This is a genomic window from Guyparkeria halopsychrophila (assembly GCF_044582135.1).
Taxonomy (GTDB): Bacteria; Pseudomonadota; Gammaproteobacteria; order Halothiobacillales; family Halothiobacillaceae; genus Guyparkeria.
In genome coordinates this window covers 54,721-75,765 of sequence record NZ_JBDODP010000006.1, presented here as the reverse complement: position 1 = coordinate 75,765, position 21,045 = coordinate 54,721, and the positions used below count along the sequence as shown (strand labels likewise).

Genomic DNA, 21,045 nt, shown 5'->3' with positions numbered 1-21,045 from the left:
TCGTATCTGGGGTTTACACGTCTTGCCGGATGCGGTCCGGCCGAACGGGCCGAATCGGGCAAGACGCCCCGCGCCACGACGGGGCGCGGTGGGACGAGTTACTCGGCCGCTTCGTCGGCCGCCTCCTGGGCCAATGCCTGGGCCCGGGCGTTGGCCTCGAAGCCGCCGGCCTTTTGGAAGCCGGTAAAGCCGCCCTGGAGGATGCGCACGTTGTTCATCCCCGCCAGGCGCAGCATCAGGCCGGCCTGCGCCGACAGCGTGCCGGTGTTGCAGTAGACCAGCACCTGCTCGTCGGTCGGCAGCTCGTCGCGGCGCTCGAGGATCTGCCGCCACTCGATGTTGATCGCGCCGGGGATGTGGTCCTGGGCGTACTGATCGGCATCGCGGGTATCGACGATGGTGATGTTTTCCCAGTGGTCCGCCGGGATCTGCTCCGGGCGGATGGTCGCGCCGTGGTATTCCTGGAACATCACGTAGCCCTCCATGGCGTCGATCAGCTCCTCGCTCTCCGCGATCGCCGGGACGGCGGTGAAGGCCAGCGCCACGATCGGCGCGGCAAACAGGGTCTTGAGATTCGTCATGTGTGGGCTCCTCATTTGCCACCGGTCTTGATGATCGACTGCAGGTCGGTGAATTCCTTGTTGACCTTCTCGTTGCCGATCAGGCCGACGGACTCGTGTTTCGGCACGCCGTCCATCTCCAGCGTGTCGGCCACCATCTGGTAACTGGACATGCCGTTGAAGTCGGCGCCGTCGGCGGCGATCAGCTGGTCGCCGTAGTAGACGGCGGGCGCCGGCAGGTCCTCGACCATGCTGGCGGACAGGATCTGGATGGGTACCTGGTAGGTATTGGCCACCTGCACGGCGACCTGCAGGTTGTTGTTGCAGCGGGTGCCCGGCGGTTCCTTGCCGATGAAGGTCAGCACCGGCTGGTCGTTGGGGCCGGTCGCGCCGGGCACGATGTCTTCGGCGGCGACGGGGCCGCTGGCCATCAGGGCCAGGCTGCCGGCGATCAGGCCGCTCCTGAACATGCGAGTGATATCCATGTGATTCCTCCTCTGGGGTTTGGCTCTTGTGGCCTTTTGAATCCGGGATCAGGTCCCGGTGTTGAAGGCGTAGAACGCCTTGATCTCTTCTACTGGTGGCAGCTCGATCGAGGCGATGCTGTCGATGAACCGTGAGCGATCGCGCATCAGCCCGTCGTTGTGGCGCTTCTCGAAGCCCAGCGTGGACGTTGGCTTGCCGCTGATGCCACCGCCGCAGACGCTGCCGGCCTGCGCACCGGCGAGGATCTCGATGTGATCCGGCAGGGAGAGGATCGGGCCGTACAGCGAGTCATAGAGCTTTGCCGCCATCTCGCGTTCCCGCCCGTGTAGATCGGGGCGGCCGACGCCACCGGGGAACAGGGTGTGGCCGGTGATCAGGAACCACGGCTCGTCGGTGCGCGAATGATCAGTCACCAGCAGGCAGATGCTGTCGTCGGTGTGTCCCGGCGTGTGCAGCACCTGGGCGCTCACGTTGCCCAGTTCCAGGTGCTCGCCGTGCGCCACGCCGCGGAACGGGTGCTTCACCGGCGCGGATTCATGCAGCATGTATTCCGCGCCGGTGCGCGTGGCCAGTTCCGAGCCGCCCGTCTTGTGATCCGCATGGACGTGGGTGTCGACCACGAAGCAGATGTCCACGCCCTTTTCCTCGGCCATTTCGACAAAGGTATCGACATCGTCGAGATGCACATCGACGGCCATGGCCCGGCCCTTGCCGGTGCAGCCGAACAGATAGGCGAGTGAGCTGAATTCGCAGGGATGCTGGATCAGGAACATATGGGTTGTCCTCCACGGTGTGTACGGAAAACATTCAATTACTCAATTGAATAAATGTCAAGCGCGATGATTCATCTGCGTTTCGCGGGCGCAATGCCTGCCCTATGCCGTTCCTGATCCGGGTGGACTGGCGACATGAGGCGATCTGGCGGGACTTGACATTAAGTTCAATTGACTGATTGAATGTCGCCGCGAGTGCGTGCCTTTCTGGTCAAGGAGCGACGATTAATCTCTTGAGCCGTCATGGCGCAGCAGTGGCATTCGAGGGGTCATGCGGCCCTCCTCGGCCCACGGGTAGATCGCGAGATCCAGCGCGGGCTCAGGGAAGAACGAAGAAAAGGAGCAAGGCGGCCTGCGTGGCCGCCCATCGAGGGGATGACCCTCTCGAATCGTCAACGGTCAATGAGGGTGTGGGTGATGGATCCGGAAATTTCCCAGTATTTGCTTTATGTCCTGGTGCTGTCGGTGGTGTTCGGCGCCGCGGCCCAGTTTTCGCGCTTCTGCCTGCTTGGCGGCATGAGTTCCTACATGTCCTCGCGCGATGGCGGGCGCATGGCGGTCTACCTGGGGGCCATCGGGGTGGCGATCGTTGCGACCACGCTGGTGCAGTGGATTGCCGGGCTGGATCTCGATCAGACCCGTCCGCCTTACCGATCGCCGGACTTCGCCTGGGGGCGTTACCTGATCGGCGGCTTCATGTTCGGTGTGGGCATGGTGCTCGCCCGCGGCTGTCCCGTCCGTAGCCTGGTCAAGACGTCGCAGGGGAACGTCCAGGCATTGGTCGCGATCGTGGTGATGGCGATTGCCGCGTACGCGATGACTCGGACCAGCCTCTTCCAGACCGCGTTCCTCCCCTGGGTCGGTGGGCTGAGTGTCGACCTGACCGCCTTCGGCATCCCACACCAGGACCTGGCCGCCCTCGTCGGCGGCGGAACGCTGGTGTACCTGCTGGTAGCGGCACTGCTGGCCGCTGCGCTCCTGTTTGTCAGCTGGCGCTGGCTGCCGCTGCGCGGCAACGGTCTGGCATGGCTTGCCATCCTGTTGATGGGTGCCGTGGTTGGCGCGGCTTTCTGGGTGACCGGCGGGGCCCCGGGCCAGGCCGCCGACATGGCGTCGATGATGCAGAACAGTCCCCAGGAAGGGCTGGGCACCCAGTCGTTCACCTTCAGTGCGCCACTAGGCGATGTGGTGTACTTCCTCCAGAATATGACCAGCCCGTCTACCATCACCTTTGGTGTCGTGGCGGTCGCGGGCGTCTTCCTGGGCAGTCTCGTTAGTGCGCTGGCACGCCGGGACGTGCGGTTCAGCATTCCGATGAGCGTGCGCGAATGGTTGCGCACGATCGTGGGCGCCACGCTGGTTGGCGTGGGCAGCGTGTTGGCGATGGGCTGCACCGTCGGGCATGGCCTGACCGGCTTTTCCACCCTCGCGCTCGGTTCGATACTGTCGCTGGCGGCCATCATGCTGGGTGCATGGGTCATGCTGCGCATCGACCGCCGTTCCTCCAATAATGCCGCCTCGGCCGGTTGTTCGGGCTGAGCGGCAAGGAAGATATGACTTGTGACTAGCCACGGATTCAAACAGGACCTCAACGACCAGTTCGCCCGCCTGGGTAAGGTGCTCTCGAACGGGCGCCGGCTGGAGCTGCTCGAACACCTGGCCCAGGGGGAACGTTCGGTCGATGGCCTGGCGCGGGTTTCCGGCCTGTCGGTCGCAAACACCTCGCAGCACCTGCAGCGCATGCAGCAGGCCGGACTGGTCGCGGCGCGCCGTGAAGGCAAGCAGGTGATCTATTCCATCGCCGCGGATGACGTGGTCGAGTTGCTGGACGTGTTCCGCCGGGTAGGTGAGCGTCATCTGGCCGAGGTGCGCCAGATGGTCGATGCCCACCTGCACCAGAAGGACGCGCTCGAGCCGGTATCGGCCGAGGAATTGGTGGAGCGCTGCCGCAAGGGACTGGTCACGCTGATCGACGTGCGTCCCGAGGAGGAGTACGAGGCGGGCCACATCCCCGGCGCGATGAACGTCACGCTCGAGGATCTCGAGCGGCGCATGGCCGAGCTCGATCCCGAGCGCGAGGTGATCGCCTATTGCCGCGGCCCCTACTGTACCTTCTCCTTCGAGGCGGTCGCGCGCCTGCGCGAGGCGGGGTTCCGCACCCGCCGGCTCGAATCGGGGTTTCCCGAGTGGAAGCTCGCGGGCCTGCCGATCAGTATTGATGACACCGAAACCGAACCGCAGACAAGCCGAGTCGAGCCATGAGCGAACAGATGCCCATCCAGGATCTCCGCGCCCACCTGGGCCACTACATCGTCGGGCAGACCGAACTGGTCGACCGCCTGCTGATCGGCCTGCTCACCGGCGGCCATTTGCTGGTTGAAGGCCTGCCGGGCCTGGCCAAGACCACCGCGATCAAGGCGCTGGCCGAGGGCGTGCACGCCAACTTCAAGCGCATCCAGTTCACCCCCGACCTGCTCCCTGCGGACCTGCTCGGCAACGAGATCTATCACCCCGAGACCCGTGAGTTCACCTTCGAGCCGGGCCCACTGTTCAACGAAATCGTGCTGGCCGACGAGATCAACCGCGCCCCGGCCAAGGTCCAGTCGGCGCTGCTCGAGGCGATGGCCGAGCGCCAGGTCACGGTCGCCGGCCACAGCCGTGACCTGCCCGAGCTGTTCCTGGTCATGGCCACGCAGAACCCGCTGGAGCAGTCGGGCACCTACCCGCTGCCCGAGGCGCAGATGGATCGCTTCATGCTGCACGTCTCGCTCGACTACCCCGAGCGCGAGGACGAGTACGACATCCTCAAGCGCACCCTCGAGGGCACGCTGGGCACCAATCCGGTGGGCGAGGCGAAGAACATCACCGTCGACCAGGTGCTCGCCGCGCGCGAGTCGGTACGCCAGGTGCGTTGCGACGAGGCTTTGCAACGCTGGGTGGTCGACGTGGTCGCCGGCACGCGTCGGGTCGGCGAACTCGACCCCGACCTGGCCGACCAGGTGCTGGTCGGCGCCTCGCCGCGTGGCGCGCTCGCCTGGGTGCAGGCCGCCCGGGCAGCCGCCTACCTGGAGGGGCGTGACTACATCGTCCCCGACGACCTGATCAAGCTCGCGGCCGATGCCCTGCGTCACCGCATCATCCTCGGCCCGCGCGCCATGGTCAGCGGCCTGACCCGCGACGCGGTCATCGACCGCCTGCTCGAGCTGATCCCGGCGCCGTGACCCCCACCGTGACTCAGGGCCTGATCGGCCGGGCGACGGCGGCCCTGCGGGGCATGGTCGGCCGTGGGCAGGCACGAGATGACGTGTCCCGCCAGCGTGCCGGCGTCGCACCGTCGGCCGAAGAGATCGCCATCGCCTGGGCGGGTGGCGAGCGCCTGCCCGCCCTGGTGCAGGAAAGCTCCCCCACGGCCACCCGCCTGTCCGGCGACCAGCTCGCCCGCCGCCTGGGCGAGGGGCTCGATTTCGAGCAACTGCGCGCCTACCAGCCGGGTGAGCCCGCCGCGCGCATCGACTGGCGCATCTCGGCGCGGGCCAACGAGCCGGTGGTGCGCGTGCACCGCGAGCCGGCCCAGCGCCAAGCCCACCTGGTGGTCGACTGTGGTGCCGCGATGCGCTTTGGTACCCGTCGGCGGCTCAAGCTCACTCAGGCCCTGCTCGCCGCCCACGCCTTCGCCGCCGGTGCGCTGCGGCAGAACCTGGCCGTCGAGATCCACGGCATCGGCGAGCAGCTTTGTCCCGGGCATCATGCCGCCGGGCCGGTGACCGGCCAGGGGGCGATCCTGCACCGCCTGGCGGAACTGGCTGAGGCGGCCGGCGAGACCGGCGAGGAGGCCCAACCGGTCGACTGGTCGGGTCTGCGCCAACGTCTGTTGCAGCGCTTGCCCGCCGGCTCGGTGGTCATGGTGTTCTCCGATTGCCTCTCGGATACCGGCCCCGGCCGGGTCATCGACTGGGCGCCGCTGGCCGCCGCCCATCACCTGATCTTCGTCTCTGTGGCCGACCGGGTCGAGCTGGAAATGCCCGACCTGGGACTGGTCGCGTTCGAGGCGGGCAACCGGGCGCGCTGGCTGGATACCGGCAATCGCCGCTGGCGAGAGCAATTTGCCAGCCGGCAGCACGAGCGCCTGGAGGCCTGGAGACAGTCGGCCGAGGCCCTGGGCGCGGCCTTCCTGGCGTTGCCCGCCGAGGCCGAGCCGGCCGAGTGGCTTGCCGAGGCCCCGGTGGCCTTGGCGCGCGCCGCGGGGTCGGCGGCATGAGTGAAGGCTACCGCGACTGGAATCACCCCGACGGCGGCCTGCCGGAGCAGGCGCCCGAGGGGCTGGTCGATATCTACACCGCGCCCTGGCTGGTGCAACGTGCCGGTGACGCAGCGGCGCCTGCCGACGAGGGCTCACTGGCGTGGCTGGCGGTTGTGGCCATCGCGCTGCTGTTGCTGGCCGGCTGGTGGCTCTGGCGCCACCGGGGTGATCTGCGTTTGTGGTTGGCCCTGTGGCGGCTGGAGCGCCAATCGGCGCGCGTCGTCGATCCGGCCGGAGAGCGCGCGCTGCAGGACGAGGTGATCCGGGCGATTGGCCGCTGGCAGCACGGCGGCCCGGCCCCATGGCGCGCGCGACTGGCCGAGCCGTGGTCCGCCTGGGTGCGTGAGATCGATCACGCCCGCTTCGGCCGGCAGCCGGGTTATCCGGGGCAAGCCCACGATGCCTGGCGGACGGCGGTCGTCGAACGACTGCGCGCGATGCGCCGCGCGGTCTGGCGGAGGCAGACGGCATGATCGGCTTCGATTCGCCCTGGGTCTTGTTGCTGCTGGCCGGCCTGCCGCTGGTCTACCCGGCCTGGGCGCGTCGGGTGCGGGATCGCGCGCCTTCGCGGCTGCTGCGTCACCCGGCGCTGGGTCGTGATTCGGTCGAGGGCGCCCCCCGGGGTGGGCAGCGCTGGCTGCTGGCCCTGCTTCTCCTCGCGGTGACCAGCCTGATCATCGCGCTGGCCCGCCCGGTCTGGGTAGGCGAGTCGGTAGAGGTTGATGAACCGGCCCGCTCGATCGTGCTGCTGGTGGATGCCAGCCCCAGCATGTCGACGCGCGATTTTCGCGATGCCGACGATCAGCCGGTCTCGCGCATGGCGGTGATGCGCGAGGCATTGGACGAATTCATCACCGCGCACCCGCGCGACCGATTTTCCCTGCTGGTGGTCACCGATTCGGCTGGCACACTGGTGCCCGAGACTGGCGATCACGGCGCGCTGCGTTTCTGGATCGAGCAACTCGAACCGGGTTTGGACGGCAGTGCGACCGCGCTGGGCGATGGTCTGGCGGTGGCGATGGAATCGATTGCCGAGCGCCGCGAGCGTGGCGAGGCCCCACCGCAACTGCTGGTCTGGACCGACGGGGTCAACACCGGCGGGGAGATGACCCCGGCCGAGGCGCTCACCCTGGCGCGGGCGGAGAGCATCGAGCTGTTCACCATCAATCTTGCCCCCGGCGATGCCGGCCCCGCCGGCGGTGAGCCGACCTTGGAGGACCTAGCGCGATTGTCCGGCGGCGAGGCCATCGCCGCTGGCGACCGCGAGGCGTTGTTGTCGGTCACCGAAGTGATCGAGCGGCACCGACCGAAGGCGGATGCCCAGGACATTCGCCGCGAGCGTCATTCCCTGCTGGCCTGGTTCCTGGTGCTGGGGCTTGCCGGGCTGCTTGTCGCCCAGTCCCTGAAAGTCCGACTGACGGCCTGAGGTGCGAATGGACGACCCCCTCCATAGCCTGATCGACCTCTGGGACCTGCTCCTCGGTGCCGAGACCTGGCCCGTGTTGGCCCGGCCGGAGGCGCTATGGTTGCTTGTCTTGCCGCTCGCGCTTGCCTTGTGGCGTCGACAGCGACGCGCGCGACTGGACGCCTACGCTGACCCGGAACTGCATGACTGGGCATTTGCCGGCACGTCCATCAGCGGGCATCGGCATCGCTGGGCCGGCTTGGTTGCCCGTCTGTTATGGGTGCTGTTCTGGCTGTTTGCCGTCCTGGCGCTGGCCGACCCGCGCGTGGCGCAGGATCGCGAATCGCAGGAGGAGGTCCGGGCCCCGTTGCTGTTCGTGGTCGATGGCACCGCCGCGATGACCGGCCGGGATGTCGACCCCAACCGCATCGACCGGGCAGTGATGCTGATCGAGTTGCTGGCCGAGTCGCAGTCGGGGCGGCCCATGGGCCTGTTGCGCTCGGTGGACACCGCCGGGGTGATGCTGCCGCCGGGACCGGATGCCAACCTGCTTGAGTTTTACGCCGGACACCTGCCCGGTCTGATGGGGGATCGTCTGGTCGCCCGCCCGGATCAGGCCTTTTCCCTGGCCGCCGAGATGCGGGCGCTGGAAGGCGGGGCGGTGATCTGGCTGACCTCGGCCGATGGCCGCCAATTCGCCGGAGAAGCGGGCAGCCGTGTCCTGGCGGCCGCCGAGCGGCTCGCCGAGCGGGATATTCCGATCTTCGCGGTGAGCATGGCGCGCGAGCGCACGCCGTTGTTCAAGGGGGGGCAGCCGCGTCGCAATGACGACAACGAGGTGATCGTCTCCGAACCGGCTTTCGAGCGCGTCGCCGAATTGGCCGAGCTTGCCGGCGGCGAGGCGCGGCGGACCGGGGTGTTGCAAGACGACGTCGCCTTCCTGCGCGAGCGTATTGACGCCCTGCCCGCACCTGCCCGCTCGACCGAGACCACCGAGGGCTCCCGCTCGCTGGCCGTGCTGGCCCTGTGGGTGGCGATGGTCGCGCTGATCATCCACCTAGTGCTCGAGTGGGGCGCGACAACCGGGCAGGGGCGCGGCTGGCGGTTCGGTCTGGTGGTGCTGTTCGCCGTGGTCACCCCGGTGGTGTTTACGGTCGCGGGGGCATCACCGCTGGTCGACGAGTCGGAGCAGAAAGCGCATCTCGAGCAGGCCTGGCAGGCCTTCGAGGCCGGCGAGTTCGCCCGGGCGCAGAGCGCGTTCGATCGCGTGGCGGGATTCAACGCCCGTTTGGGCAGCGGGCTGGCGGCATTTCGTCGCGCCGATTACCCGCACGCGGTCGAACGCCTGCAGGCGGCGTCCTGGTTGGCCGAAACCGATCAGCAGCGGCTTCTGGCGCTGTTCAATCTGGGCAACGCCCTGACGCTCGCCCGTCGTTATGGCGGCGCGGTGGATGCCTTCGAGGCCGCGCTGACGATCGATCCGGAACACGACGATGCCCGTAGCAACCGGGACCTGGTCGAGGCGTTGCGCGGCGGGGCGCAGGAGGAATCCCTCGAGCCGACGCCGGAATTCCAGGGTTACGAATCGACCCTGCGCCGCGAGCTCGCCGAGGACGACGGGGCGGAAATGGCCGAGGCAATGCTGGAAGCCGAAGGCAGTGGCCAGGGCGGGGCAGTGGCCGATCAGGCACCCGGTGACGGCGAGGCGTTTGCACTCGACGAGGGGTTGCTTGGCGGCGCGCGCAAGAAGCTCGAGCGCATCGAGGATCGTCCCGTCCCGCCGATCGACGGCCTGCTCCGCCAGCAGCCCTACAAGTCGGTGGTTCGTCAGGGCCTGACCGGCGACGAGACGGAGGCAGGGCAATGAGCGTCACGCGAGTCGCACGCCGATGCTCGGCACCGTTGCTGGTGGTCTTGCTCGCCCTGGGTGGGTCGCTGCCGGCCATCGCGGATATCCCGCTACCCGATCGCGATCGAGAGGAGAGCGGCTTTGCCGAACGGGTCGAGTTGGGGCCGATCGATCCGCTGCCGGCTGTTTCGGAGCGGCTCAGCCAGGACGGTGCCGGGCGCCCGCCGCGCGGGGTGATCGTCGAGACCGAGGTGGCCGCGATCGATCCGGTGCAGCGCCAGACCTTCCTGGTCACGCAAACGATTCTCGACCCCTCACGACAATTGCGCGGCGTGGAGGTGCACCGCCCGGAGGGTCAGGGCATCGACACCCAGGTGCTGGGAGCGACGCAGGACACCGTCGAGATCGACGGGCGTCGCGTGGTGCGGCGGACCTATCGCTGGGCCGTGCAGGCGTTGCGCGGCGGCGGGGTGACGCTCGAGTTCCAGCGCATCGATTTCGACGTGGTCGGTCGCGCGCAGAGCCAATTTGCCTGGGTACCGGTCGCGCGGCGGCTGGCGGTCGAGCCGCTGCCCGCCCATCTGCCCGAATACCTGCCGGTCACCCCGGACCTGGCACTACGGGATATGCAGAGCGGTGAACTGGTCGCGGGTGAGCCGGGCGAGTGGCGTTTCCTGGTGGTCGGCGAGGGGCTATCGGAGAAGGCGCTCGAGCAACTGTTGCAAGCGCAGCTGATCGCCCCGGTGGGCCTGCGCATCGACGAGCCGTCGATTCGACATGCCCCGGACCAGGCGCGGGCGGAGGCGATGGGGCCATTGGTCGATGCCTGGGAGGTGCGATTCTCACTTCTGCCGGCGGTCACGGGCGGGAGTGATGGCACCCGCGAAGCTCGCCTGCCCGCGCTCAAGCTGCCTTACATCGACCCGACGGCCGCCAAGCCGGGATGGGCGATCGATTACGCCCGCAGTGAGGCGCAACCGGTCCGTTGGCAGGCCGAACCGGCCGAGCGGCGGCTTGCCGCCATCCGTGCTGCCTTGCCCTGGCTGCTCGCCGGTCTGGTCGGCCTCCTGCTGCTGGCCTGGCTCGCTCGAGCGGGGTGGCATTGGTGGCGTGTCCGTCGCGACTGGCGTCGTGCCCAGCAGGCATTGCGGTCGGCCGCGGATCCGCAGGCCTTGCGTGAGCGGTTGAATCGCGTGCTCATCGCCTTGCCGCAGCCGATGGTAAGCCCGGTGCGCTCGGCGTTGCTGGCGTGCGGGGCGCCGGCGGACTGGCTGGAGGCGCGTTCGACCCTTGAGCGCCTGTGCTTTGCCGGCGACGAGGCCGACGAGGCCTACGAGGAGGCATTCCGGGCATCGCGCGAGACCTTGGCCCGGTCGCTTCCCCCTGGGTGGTTCCGCTAGGGCACCTAGTCGCCTACCAGGCCTTGGTGTAAGGTTGGCGGCGGCCCGCCGGGCATCCCCCTATCGAGCGAACGAGCGAGACGATGAGCATGCAGTTGAACGAGATCCGCGCATTGATGGCCGATGATATGCGGGCCGTCGACCGCGTGATCATGCATCGGCTCGGCTCGGATGTCGCCCTGATCAACCAGCTGGGCAGCTACATCGTCCATTCCGGCGGCAAGCGCTTCCGACCGTTGCTGCACATGCTCGCCAGTCGGTCGCTGCGCGGCGAGGGGGCGGAACTGCCGGGGTCGGCGCAGATGGCCGCCGTGGTGGAGTTTATTCACACCGCGACCCTGCTGCACGACGACGTGGTCGACGAATCCACCCTGCGCCGTGGCCACGATACCGCCAATGCGCGGTTCGGCAACGCCGCCTCGGTGCTCACCGGGGATTTCCTCTACTCGCGCGCCTTCCAGATGATGGTCGAGGTCGAGCGACCGCGCGTGATGAGTATCCTTGCCGACGCCACCAACCGCATCGCGGAGGGCGAGGTGATGCAGCTGATGAACATCGGCGACGCGACGGTCTCCGAGGCGCTCTATATGGACGTGATTGGGCGCAAGACGGCCACCCTGTTCGAGGCCGCCTGTCGTCTCGCCGCCGTGCTCGATGATCGCGACGAGGCCACCGAGCGCGCGCTGGGCGACTATGGCTATCGACTGGGCGTGGCCTTCCAGCTGATCGACGATGTGCTCGACTATCGCGGCGACGAGGCGCAGACCGGCAAACACGTCGGTGACGATCTCGCCGAGGGCAAGCCGACCCTGCCCCTGATCATCGCCATGGCGCGGGCGGATGCGGCCAGTGCCGAGCTGGTGCGCGAGGCGATCGAGTCGCAGTCGGCCGACCGGATCGACGAGGTGCTCGAAGTAGTTGAACGGACCGACGCACTCTCGTATACTTCGGCGCTCGCTGAACGTGAGGCCGATGCGGCCAAGCAGGCACTGGGGGTTCTGCCCGACAGTGTCCATTCCCGAGCGATGGCCGCCCTGGCGGACATCAGCGTTCAGCGTGACCACTGACGCCGAGGCGTCGACGGTTTTACGGAGTGTAGCTCAGCTTGGTAGAGCACTACGTTCGGGACGTAGGGGTCGTAGGTTCGAATCCTGCCACTCCGACCAAATTCCCCGGCCGGGACCTCGTTTACGGGGTCCCGGCCTTTTTGGTTTTGGGGTTCTATTTGTTCCCTGGGGCTCAGGGTGGCTGGAGTCGGGCGGCGGGAGTTGGTTCGCCCGCCTGTTGGCGCGGGGTTGTTCTTCCCTGCCCTGCCGAAGGGCGGGCGAGCGTCTTTTCTTGCTTGCCCAAGCCAAGTTATGGCTGCGGAGGCGAAAAGAAGGGCACCCTGCGCCTTGGCCCTTCGGGCCCGGGTGTCTCGATGCCGAGACCCCCGGCCTCGCAAGCGTCCGGTGGCTGATCGGGGCCGGTTCGACGTCCTTGTCGCTCCGCCCCGGCCACCGGACGCTCGCGAGGTAAGGCACAAGGGAACCTGCCCTCCGTTGCAATGCCGGGGCGCTTGAAGGGTTTCAGTCTCTCGGCGCCCCTTGCCACGCTCATTTGCGGCGCCGCCAACCTTTACGGCGTCGATTCCGATTGGAGACCACATGATCCAGTTGAAGTCCGTCTCCCTTCGTCGCGGCACGCAGTTGCTGCTCGAGGATGCCGATCTCACCTTGCTACCGGGCCAGCGCCTGGGCCTGGTGGGCAAGAACGGCACCGGCAAGTCCAGCTTGCTGGCGATGTTCGAGGGCGAGATCGCGCCGGATGCGGGTGATATCGAATGGGCCGGTGGTCAGCGCATGGCGACGGTGGAGCAGGAAACCCCGGCGCTGGATGCCTCGGCGGTCGATTACGTCCTCGATGGCGACCGTGACTACGCGCGCCTGAATGCCGCCCTGCTGGAGGCCGAGGCCGAGAACGACGGCATGCGGATGGCGGAGATCTACCCCGAGTTTGAGACGATCGGCGGATTCAGTGCGCGGGCGCGGGCGGCACGTCTGCTCGACGGCCTGGGTTTTGCCCCCGCGTCGATCGACAACCCGGTCTCGAGCTTCTCGGGTGGCTGGCGCATGCGGTTGAACCTGGCGCGGGCGCTGATCGCGCCCTCCGACATCCTGTTGCTCGACGAGCCGACCAACCACCTCGACCTCGACGCGGTGTTCTGGCTGGCCGATTGGCTGGTGAGCTACCCGGGCACGCTGATCGTGGTCTCGCACGATCGCGATTTTCTCGACCACGTCTGCACCCATATCGCCCACATCGAGAACCAGTCGCTCAATCTCTACACCGGTCATTACAGCTCCTTCGAGGAGATGCGTGCCGAGCGGCTGATGCAGAACCAGGCCCTGGCGGCGAAAATGGCCAAGGAACGCGAGCGCCTGCAGGGCTTCATCGACCGGTTCCGTGCCCAGGCCACCAAGGCGCGTGCCGCGCAGAGCCGGGTCAAGGCCCTCGAGCGCCTGCCGGTGATTGCCGCGAGCCACGCCGACCGCGACGATTTTTCCTTCTACTTTCCTAGCCCGAAGCGCGCCCCGGACCCGATGGTTACCCTCGAGGGCGTCTCGATCGGTTACGACGGCACGCCACTGATCGAGGACGTCTCGCTGCAGATCCGGGCCGGTGATCGCATCGGCGTGCTCGGCGCCAACGGTGCGGGCAAGACCACCCTGATCCGCGTTATTGCCGACGGCGGCGAGACCTGGCTGTCGGGTGATCGCTTCGTCGCCCCGGGCGTGCAGGTGGGCTACTACACCCAGCACCAGCTCGATCAGCTCGACCCGCGCGACACGCCGCTGATCGCCCTCGAGCGGGTGGCCGGCAAGACGGCCTCCACCCAGAAGCTGCGCGACTTCCTCGGCCGTTTCGGTTTCGTCGGCGATCGCATCTTCGAGCCGATCGAACCGTTTTCCGGCGGCGAGAAGGCCCGCCTGGCGCTGGCGCTGCTGGTCTGGAAGGCACCCAACCTGCTGATCCTTGACGAGCCGACCAACCACCTGGATCTCGCCATGCGCGAGGCATTGGCCGAGGCGTTGCAGACCTTCGAGGGGGCGATCCTGGTGGTCTCGCACGACAAGAGCCTGATCGAGCTGGTCTGCGACCGCTTCTGGTGGGTGCGTGGCGGCGCCGCGCTGCCGTTCGACGGCGACCTGGACGACTACCGCGAGGCGGTCACCGAGCGCCGACGTGCCCACAATCGCGAGCAGGCGGCCGACAAGCCCGGCCAGAAGGCTGCCCAGAAATCCGACAAGAAAGCCGGCAAGAAGGCCCCGGCCGCGCCGGCCAACGCGTCCTCCGATTGGGGCAAGCCGCGCGACAAGGCGTCCCGTGCCCAGGCCAAGGAGCGGCAAAAGCGCCTTGATCGCCTCGAGGCAGAGGTCCAGCGTCTGGGTGAGCAGTTGGCCGAGATCGACACCGCCTTGGCCGACCCGGCCTTGTACGAGGGGCAGCGCGAGGATGGGGTCGTGCGTCTGCAGGGCGAGCGTGGCGAGATCGGCGTCCGGCTCGAGGCGGCCGAAACCGCGTGGCTCGAGGCCCAGGAAGACGGCTGAATCGGGTAGCCGGCAGGGCTATACTGCCCGACGATGAATTGAGACGATCTCGATCGTGACCGGCGGCGGGATGCCGAGTGGGCCACGGATTGGGCAACGGAGCAGGCGAACCAGGAGCGCTCGCAGACATGGACAGGGACGGTGAGTTCGACATTCGCGAGGCCCCGGGCATGGCCTGTGGGCGCGCCCGGGGTGGCCGCCCCTCGCAGCAGGACGACCTGATTTGCCTGGACGACGCCCGCGAGTCGACCTCGCTGATGGTGCTGGCCGACGGCATGGGCGGTGACGGCGCCGGCGAGCTCGCCTCGGGCGGGGTGATCCACGCCGCCCGGGAATTGTGGGATGAGCGGGCCTGGCGCGAGCAGCCCGGCGCCCTGTTCCTGGAAACCCTCTGCCAGGCCGCGCACACGGAGATCCGTCGGCGCAACGCCTGGGTGGCGGCCGAACCGCATTCCACCATCGTCGCGCTGCTGCTGCGTGACGGGCAGGCCTACTGGGCCCACGTCGGCGACAGTCGGCTCTACCATTTCCGCGGCCGGCGCTGCCTGAGCGTCACCCGCGACCATAGCCTGGCCCGCCTCAAGCTCGATCGCGGCGAGATCCGCGAGGCCGACCTGGCCCGTGACCCCGACCAGCACGTGCTGCTGCGGGGCCTGGGCGGCAGCGAGCCGCCCGAGGTCGAGCATGGCTACGCCGTCCTGCGGCCCGGGGATGGCTTCGCGCTGTGCAGTGACGGCATCTGGGAGAGCCTGAGTCGCTCGGAACTCGCCGGCCTGCTGCGCGAGCCCGACCTGTTTGCCGCCCTGCACGGCGGCCTTGCCCTCGGGGCCGAGCGCGGCGGCGAGTCGGGCGACAATCTCGGGCTGATCCTCGCTCGCTCACAGCGGCCCACGTCCTGGTTGGGTCGGCTGGCAGAACGCCTGTCGATTACCTGAACCCATTTCCTCGAATCACGGCAGCCGATCCATGATGACTTTCGGTAGACGCTCGCGCACCTCGGCTCGCATCTGGCAAGTCGCAACCCTGCTTCTGACCGCGGTGGTCCTGTCTGGTTGCGCCCAGTTGGGTGAGCTCGATGCGCGCCTCCAGGGCCAGGCCGACGCTGAGGGCGAGAAGGCCGGAGCCGATCCGGTGAACGAAGCGGATGTGGCCCCACCCGCCGACCGGCGCTCATTGGACGGCATCCTCGATGGGCTGCAGCGAGGGGGGTTCGCGCGCGGTCGCCGCGATCTCGCCCGTTACCTGGAACGGCATCCCGACGACATGGTGGCCCGGGCGGTGATGCGCCAGCTGACCGCCAACCCCGAGGAGGTGCTCGGCCGGCAGTCGCACGAGTACGTGGTGCGTCCCGGCGATTCCTTCAGCGCCCTGGCCTCCCGCCATCTGGGCGATGCCGGGCTGTTCCTGATCCTCGCCCGCTACAACGACTCGGAGAACCCGTCCGACCTGCGCGTCGGGGAGACCTTGCGCCTGCCCGGAGAGCCGAGATCGAACGATGCCGAGCCGAAAGACACGGCGAAGGACGGGCAGCCGGCGCGCCGGCAGGTCGACCGGGCGCCGATTCCTTCGTGGCAGACGGCAGCGGCACTGGCCTTGCCGGATGCGCCGTTGCCGTCGTACCGGCCCAAGACCAGCGGGGGCGACGAGTCGCGTAATGAAGCGTCCGCCCCGAAGGCGGCGCCCAGCCGAGCCGGGCGGTTGCAGAGCGAGGCCATGACATTGCTGGACGATGATCGGCCCGAGGCGGCCCTGGAACGTTTCGAGGCCGCTCTGGCCGAGGACGAGGGCATCGAGCCCGCGGCCAGCCGGGCGCCGGCGTTACGCGAACGGCTGGTGGGTGAATATCACCAGCGGGCGATCCTGCGCTATCGCAATCAGGAGCTCGACGAGGCGATTGCCCTGTGGGATCGCGTGCTGGCGATCGATCCGAGTTTCGAGCCCGCCCGCAGCTACCGGGCGCGTGCCCGCGAACTGCAGCGTCGCGTCGACGCGCTCTGACGCGTCACCGTTGATCTATCGCGTCGGCCCTTCCGGTGGGTCGACCGGTTCGATCACGCGCGTCGGCTCGCTGTCGGTCGGTTGGCTCGGCCGGACGGCCGGCGGGCTGGCCTCACGCCCGGAGAGCGATTCGCTCATTAGGTTGAAGGCCGTGAACAGGCGGCCGAACTCGTCACGACGCACCAGCCGGATGCGGTGGCCGGTCTCGCCCCGCGCGATGCGCATCAATGCATCGCGCAGCACGTCGAGCGGGGCGAGCAGGCGGCGGAACAGCCACCAGGCCGCGCTCAGTACCACCACGAGCGTCGCCAGCAGCGCGGTGAGCATCGCCATCAACGTGGTCCGGTTTGCCGCGGCCAACGGTTCGCTCTCGACCCCGAGGCGCAGGGTGCCGATCGGGTGCGACTGGTAGCGGATGGGCACGTCGAACAGCAGCAGGGGTTCGTTCGTGTCCGTCTCGGGCAGCGCGCCGTGATGGCTGACGATGCCGTCGTCGAGGTCACGTCGTTGGGTTTCGGGCAGGACCGACAGTGCCGTGCCTATTTCCTCGTCGCGGGCGCTGGCGATCACCTGGCGTTCGCGGTTGGCGACGGCCAGATAGCGGATCTGGTCATTGCGGCGCATGTCCTTGACCAGGGCCCGCACGGCGACCTCGTCGTTGAGCAGCAGGTCCTCGGCGGTTTCATGCGCGATGGTGCGACCCAGCGACGCGCCGAAATCCAGGGCCAGGCCGGTGAGTGCCTGGTCCTGCTTGACGTAGACCGAGGCCAGCCCGGTCAGCAGGGTGACGGTGAGGATCGTCCCCAGGATCGCGGCCCAGCGCACCCGCATCGGCAGGATGCGCATGGCGATCGGATCCGCCCGCAGCCGTTCGAGCTCCCGTCGCGCGTGGCGCAGGTCGTCGATCACCTCGTGGCCGTGCTGGTAGCGTTGGTCGGGATCGGATTGCAGCAGGCTGCGGGTGATCTCCAGCAGCACCTGGGGCGTGGCCGGGTCGTGCGGGACCAGTGGTGGCTGAGGGGTGTCGTGACGCTCGGCCATCAGCCGGTCGATCGCCGACTCGCGCCATGGCTTCTCCCCGGTCAAAAGCCAGAACAGCATCACGCCCAGCGAGAACAGGTCGCTGCGGCCGTCGGTCGCTGCGCCGCGCAACTGTTCCGGTGCCATGTAGGCGGGGGTGCCGGCAACGGTGCCGTCGTGCACCTCTTCGCTGTCGGCGACCCGCGCCACGCCGAAGTCGTTGACCTTGGCGTGGGTCCAACCCTCGACCAGGATGATGTTTTCCGGCTTGATGTCGTGATGGACGACGCCGTGCCGGTGGGCGAAGTCGAGTGCCGCGGCGATCTGGCCGACCAGGTCCATGATCACGGCGACCGACGGAAAGCCCTCGCGGGTGACCCGCTCGGCGAGTGTGTCGCCACGCAGGCGCTCCATCGCGATATAGGGCCGTCCGTCGGCCTCGCCGACGTCATAGATGGTGACGATGTTGGGGTGCGTCAGGGTGCCGGCCGCGCGTGCCTCGGTGAGAAAGCGGCGCCGGTAGGCGGCGTCGCGGGCCACCTCGTCGCGCAGGCACTTGATCGCCAGGTGGCGATTGATGCTGGGGTCGAAGCCGGCATAGATGATCGACATCGCCCCCTCGCCGAGGACGCCCTCGATGCGATAGCGGCCGATGGTCGTCGGCGTCTCGGGGGCCGTCACGGCCGGCTCAGTTCCAGATCAGGGTGAAGGCCAGCGCCATGGCCGCGAGCAGCAGCGCGCCCACCAGCCAGTGGCGCGGCCCCACACGTCCCTCGCCGGCCTCGCGGGTGAGAAAGACGAATTCCGCCTGCCCCAGACGGACGCGGTCGCCATGCTTGAGCGTCGCCTCGTGGACGCGCTTGTCGTTCACGAAGGTGCCGTTGGTCGACAGCATGTTCATGATCACGTGCTGGCCCTGCTGATTGAGGATCCAGGCGTGCGAGGATGAGACGCTGGGTTCGTCGAGGACGATATTGTTGTCCTGGCGCCGGCCAATGGTCTGTCGGCCCGCCCGCAGGGTGAACCGTCGGCCCTCGATGCCACTGCTCGTGCCCTCGAGGATCGGCTCGGCGACCGAGGCGCGCTCGTTGCCCTGCGGCTCGGCGGCCTCGGCCTGTCGCCGCATTTCGTCGGCTTGAAAGAGCATCGTGCCTTGCGGTCCGGCCGAGCGATGCGGACGGTTAGTGGCGTTGTCGGGGTGGGCATCCTGCGAATCACGGCCTTCCATGTCGTCTCCTCGCGATGTGACGGTGGTTAGGGAAGGTTGGCTCGAATCCGATACCGCTTCGCGTGCTCAAGGCGCGCGAAGCGGTCCCGGCGAGTGGCGTTGCGTCGTCTTGATCACGAACGACTCGCCGGGCCAGAGCGGCATCGCATTCGTGCAACCCTTCCCGAGATCGACATCATAGCCCAGGGCGCCGTCGTTACCAGATGCGCTCGGCCTGTGAACCAACCGAGCACGTCGTGGTCCATCTTCCTCATCGGGAAGGCCTGCGCGAATGCGATGCCGCCCTGCGCGCCTCGCGACGCCGCAGATATCCGGCTCAAGGCGCGCCCTTCGAGGCCAGAGTGGCAATGCATTCGTGCAAAGCTTTTCCTGGTCACATTGTCACAATCCGGTAGCTTGGTGGGTTCAGGATGCCGCCTGAACCTAGGGAACCCCTACGTGAATCGGCTGGGGCGATTCACGTAGGGGTTCCCGACGAGCCACGCCGCTTCACGGCCCGCGAGACCCATCATGGACCTGTTGATCATCCGACACGCCGCCGCGCAGGACCGCGAGGACTTTGCCCGCGAGGGACGGCCCGACACCGAGCGTCCCCTGACCAAGCGGGGCATCGAGCGCATGCAGATGGCGGCTCGCGGCCTGACCACCATGGCGTTGCCCATTGAGCGACTGGTGACCAGTCCGTCGGCGCGCGCCGTGCAGACGGCCGAAATCGTCGCGCCCGGTATCGAGCAGCGCCGGGTCGAGCAGGAGGGGGTGTTCGCCCCCGACGCCCCCATCGGTGCGGCGGTGGAATGGCTGCGCAAACAGCCCCGTGTCGATGGCATGGCCGTGGTCGGGCACGAACCGGGCCTCGGGCAGTTGGCCGAGTGCCTGCTCGGCGGGCGTCCGTCCGGCAACATGCCCATGAAAAAGGGCGGCATGATCCTGATCCGCTTCGATAACGCCGTCGGCTACGGTAATGGCAAGCTCGTCTGGTCGCTGCCGCCGGCCGTGTTGCGGGCATTGGCGGATTGAACCCGGCAATCCGATGTATGCGATGAGAGGTCAGAAGGTGATCCTGATCTGATCCCTGTCGTCTTTTATTCGACGCCCCACTTCTGTAACCGGTAGCGCAACTGGCGAAGGGTCATGCCCAGTCGACGGGCGGCCTCGCTGCGATTCCAGCGGGTCTGCTGCAGGGCAGTCAGCACGTCGTGCTGCTCGTCGGTCTCCGGGATGAAGCCGGGGCCGGCGCCCAGTGCCGAGCCGGGTTCCTCCTCGCCGGTCATCATCGGGTGCGGTGCGACGGCCTGGTCGGTGATCCGCTCGCCATCGGTCAGGGCCATGGCGCGTTCCAGCAGGTTCTCCAGTTCGCGGACGTTGCCCGGGAAGGGCTGAGTGGCCAGGGTCTGCAGCACGGCGGGATCGATGCTGGGCACCGGTCGATGGTCGCGTGCGGCCAGCCGGGCGACGATCGCCGAGGCGAGCGCGGGCAGGTCGTCGAGGCGTTCGCGCAGCGGCGGCACGCGCAGGCCGATCACGTTCAGACGGAAGAACAGGTCCTGACGGAACCGGCCGTCGGTGACTGCCTGGTTGAGGTCCTGGTGCGAGGCCGAGACGATCCGCACGTCCACCGGCACCTCCTCGGTGGCGCCCACCGGGCGCACGCGGCGTTCCTGTAGCACCCGCAGCAGGCTGACCTGCAGGGGCAGCGGCAACTCGGCGATCTCGTCGAGAAACAGCGTGCCGCCCTCGGCGGCCCGGAACAGGCCCGGCTTGTCGCGGATCGCGCCGGTGAACGAGCCCTTGTGGTGGCCGAACAGCTCGGATTCGATCAGCTCGCCGGGGATCGCCCCGCAGTTGACCGGCACGAACGGTCCGCCCGCGCGGCTGTTGTGGGCGTGGATTTCGCGGGCGACCAATTCCTTGCCGGTGCCGGACTCGCCCTGGATGAAGATGGGCGCCTGCGAGCGCGCCAGGCGGCCGATCATCTCGCGCAACTGGCGCATGGCGCGCGACTGGCCGATCAGGGGCGAGTCGCTGGCATCCGTCTCGGCGGGGGCGTTTGCCATCGGTCGGCTGGGTTGCAGGTTGCGTGCATCGCGCAGTAGGCGTCGCAGGGTGTCCTGCTCGATCGGCTTGTTGATGAAGTCGAAGGCGCCCGCCTTCAGTGCCCGCACGGCGGCCTCCACCTGGCCGTGCGCGGTGATCACCGCCACCGGCAGATCGGGGCGCTGGGCGCGGATCTCGTCGACCAGGTCCAGGCCGTTGCCGTCGGGCAGGCGCATGTCGGCGAGACACAGGTCGATCTCCTCGCCGTGACGGTCGAGCTGCTCGCGGGCCTCGGCCAGGTCGGCGGCCTCGAGTGTGGGCACGCCTTCGCGTTTCATGAACAGGGCGACCAGCGTGCGGATATCCGGCTCGTCGTCCACGATCAGGCAGTACGCCATCTTT

19 protein-coding genes and 1 tRNA gene are annotated in these 21,045 nt (G+C 68.1%); 14 read left to right on the top strand and 6 right to left on the bottom strand.

Annotation, left to right across the window (positions count from 1 at the left end; genetic code table 11):
• Positions 1-98 precede the first annotated feature (98 nt).
• The 3 genes from ABGV18_RS04160 to ABGV18_RS04150 are packed head-to-tail and all read right to left on the bottom strand — an operon-like array spanning position 99 to position 1,819.
• On the bottom strand, positions 99-581 hold the full coding sequence (locus ABGV18_RS04160) for a rhodanese-like domain-containing protein (protein ID WP_396580810.1): 483 nt from the start codon (positions 579-581) through the stop codon (positions 99-101).
• 11 nt (positions 582-592) lie between these two features.
• Positions 593-1,045 (bottom strand): hypothetical protein, encoded by a 453-nt coding sequence (locus ABGV18_RS04155; protein WP_396580811.1) that lies wholly within the window; start codon positions 1,043-1,045, stop codon positions 593-595.
• 48 nt (positions 1,046-1,093) lie between these two features.
• Positions 1,094-1,819: an MBL fold metallo-hydrolase gene (locus tag ABGV18_RS04150; protein WP_396584941.1), complete on the bottom strand. Its 726-nt coding sequence runs from the start codon at positions 1,817-1,819 to the stop codon at positions 1,094-1,096.
• Between the two features lie 417 nt (positions 1,820-2,236).
• Here ABGV18_RS04150 and ABGV18_RS04145 point away from each other — a divergent pair, with 417 nt between their 5' ends.
• The 13 genes from ABGV18_RS04145 to ABGV18_RS04085 all read left to right on the top strand — a co-directional run bounded on the left by ABGV18_RS04145 (position 2,237) and on the right by ABGV18_RS04085 (position 16,361).
• Complete coding sequence (locus tag ABGV18_RS04145) at positions 2,237-3,358, top strand: YeeE/YedE family protein (RefSeq protein ID WP_396584940.1); 1,122 nt, start codon at positions 2,237-2,239, stop codon at positions 3,356-3,358.
• Between the two features lie 21 nt (positions 3,359-3,379).
• Positions 3,380-4,081 (top strand): metalloregulator ArsR/SmtB family transcription factor, encoded by a 702-nt coding sequence (locus ABGV18_RS04140; protein WP_396584939.1) that lies wholly within the window; start codon positions 3,380-3,382, stop codon positions 4,079-4,081.
• Positions 4,078-5,040 carry an AAA family ATPase gene (locus tag ABGV18_RS04135; RefSeq protein ID WP_396584938.1) on the top strand — a complete coding sequence of 321 codons (963 nt, stop codon included), beginning with the start codon at positions 4,078-4,080 and terminating at the stop codon, positions 5,038-5,040. Before ABGV18_RS04140 ends, ABGV18_RS04135 begins: the two co-directional genes overlap by 4 nt.
• Positions 5,037-6,077, top strand: coding sequence for a DUF58 domain-containing protein (locus ABGV18_RS04130; protein WP_396584937.1), 1,041 nt, complete (start codon positions 5,037-5,039; stop codon positions 6,075-6,077). Before ABGV18_RS04135 ends, ABGV18_RS04130 begins: the two co-directional genes overlap by 4 nt.
• The gene (locus ABGV18_RS04125; RefSeq protein WP_396584936.1) at positions 6,074-6,592 is read left to right on the top strand and encodes a hypothetical protein; all 519 of its coding nucleotides are present in this window, start codon (positions 6,074-6,076) and stop codon (positions 6,590-6,592) included. The genes ABGV18_RS04130 and ABGV18_RS04125 overlap by 4 nt, the downstream gene beginning before the upstream one ends.
• Complete coding sequence (locus tag ABGV18_RS04120; protein ID WP_396584935.1) at positions 6,589-7,545, top strand: VWA domain-containing protein; 957 nt, start codon at positions 6,589-6,591, stop codon at positions 7,543-7,545. The genes ABGV18_RS04125 and ABGV18_RS04120 overlap by 4 nt, the downstream gene beginning before the upstream one ends.
• Before the next feature lie 7 nt (positions 7,546-7,552).
• Positions 7,553-9,391 carry a tetratricopeptide repeat protein gene (locus tag ABGV18_RS04115; RefSeq protein WP_396584934.1) on the top strand — a complete coding sequence of 613 codons (1,839 nt, stop codon included), beginning with the start codon at positions 7,553-7,555 and terminating at the stop codon, positions 9,389-9,391.
• Positions 9,388-10,773, top strand: coding sequence for a hypothetical protein (locus ABGV18_RS04110; RefSeq protein ID WP_396584933.1), 1,386 nt, complete (start codon positions 9,388-9,390; stop codon positions 10,771-10,773). The genes ABGV18_RS04115 and ABGV18_RS04110 overlap by 4 nt, the downstream gene beginning before the upstream one ends.
• An 89-nt stretch (positions 10,774-10,862) precedes the next feature.
• Positions 10,863-11,840, top strand: a complete 978-nt coding sequence (locus tag ABGV18_RS04105; protein WP_396584967.1) for a polyprenyl synthetase family protein — start codon at positions 10,863-10,865, stop codon at positions 11,838-11,840.
• A 22-nt stretch (positions 11,841-11,862) separates the two neighbouring features.
• Positions 11,863-11,939: transfer RNA gene (locus tag ABGV18_RS04100), tRNA-Pro, on the top strand.
• Positions 11,940-12,419: 480 nt separating this feature from the next.
• On the top strand, positions 12,420-14,363 hold the full coding sequence (abc-f, locus tag ABGV18_RS04095) for a ribosomal protection-like ABC-F family protein (RefSeq protein ID WP_396584932.1): 1,944 nt from the start codon (positions 12,420-12,422) through the stop codon (positions 14,361-14,363).
• Positions 14,364-14,491: 128 nt separating this feature from the next.
• Positions 14,492-15,298, top strand: coding sequence for a protein phosphatase 2C domain-containing protein (locus tag ABGV18_RS04090; RefSeq protein WP_396584931.1), 807 nt, complete (start codon positions 14,492-14,494; stop codon positions 15,296-15,298).
• A 31-nt stretch (positions 15,299-15,329) separates the two neighbouring features.
• Positions 15,330-16,361, top strand: a complete 1,032-nt coding sequence (locus ABGV18_RS04085; protein WP_396584930.1) for a LysM peptidoglycan-binding domain-containing protein — start codon at positions 15,330-15,332, stop codon at positions 16,359-16,361.
• Between the two features lie 15 nt (positions 16,362-16,376).
• Here ABGV18_RS04085 and ABGV18_RS04080 read toward each other — a convergent pair whose 3' ends face one another.
• Positions 16,377-18,062: a protein kinase domain-containing protein gene (locus ABGV18_RS04080; RefSeq protein ID WP_396584929.1), complete on the bottom strand. Its 1,686-nt coding sequence runs from the start codon at positions 18,060-18,062 to the stop codon at positions 16,377-16,379.
• A gap of 7 nt (positions 18,063-18,069) precedes the next feature.
• Positions 18,070-18,609, bottom strand: a complete 540-nt coding sequence (locus ABGV18_RS04075; protein WP_396584928.1) for an FHA domain-containing protein — start codon at positions 18,607-18,609, stop codon at positions 18,070-18,072.
• 510 nt (positions 18,610-19,119) lie between these two features.
• Between ABGV18_RS04075 and sixA the strand changes: the two genes are divergently transcribed.
• The gene (gene sixA, locus ABGV18_RS04070) at positions 19,120-19,626 is read left to right on the top strand and encodes a phosphohistidine phosphatase SixA (protein ID WP_396584927.1); all 507 of its coding nucleotides are present in this window, start codon (positions 19,120-19,122) and stop codon (positions 19,624-19,626) included.
• Positions 19,627-19,691: 65 nt separating this feature from the next.
• On the opposite strand, the gene ABGV18_RS04065 is transcribed toward sixA, so the two are convergent.
• Complete coding sequence (locus tag ABGV18_RS04065) at positions 19,692-21,041, bottom strand: sigma 54-interacting transcriptional regulator (RefSeq protein WP_396584926.1); 1,350 nt, start codon at positions 21,039-21,041, stop codon at positions 19,692-19,694.
• Positions 21,042-21,045: the final 4 nt, after the last annotated feature.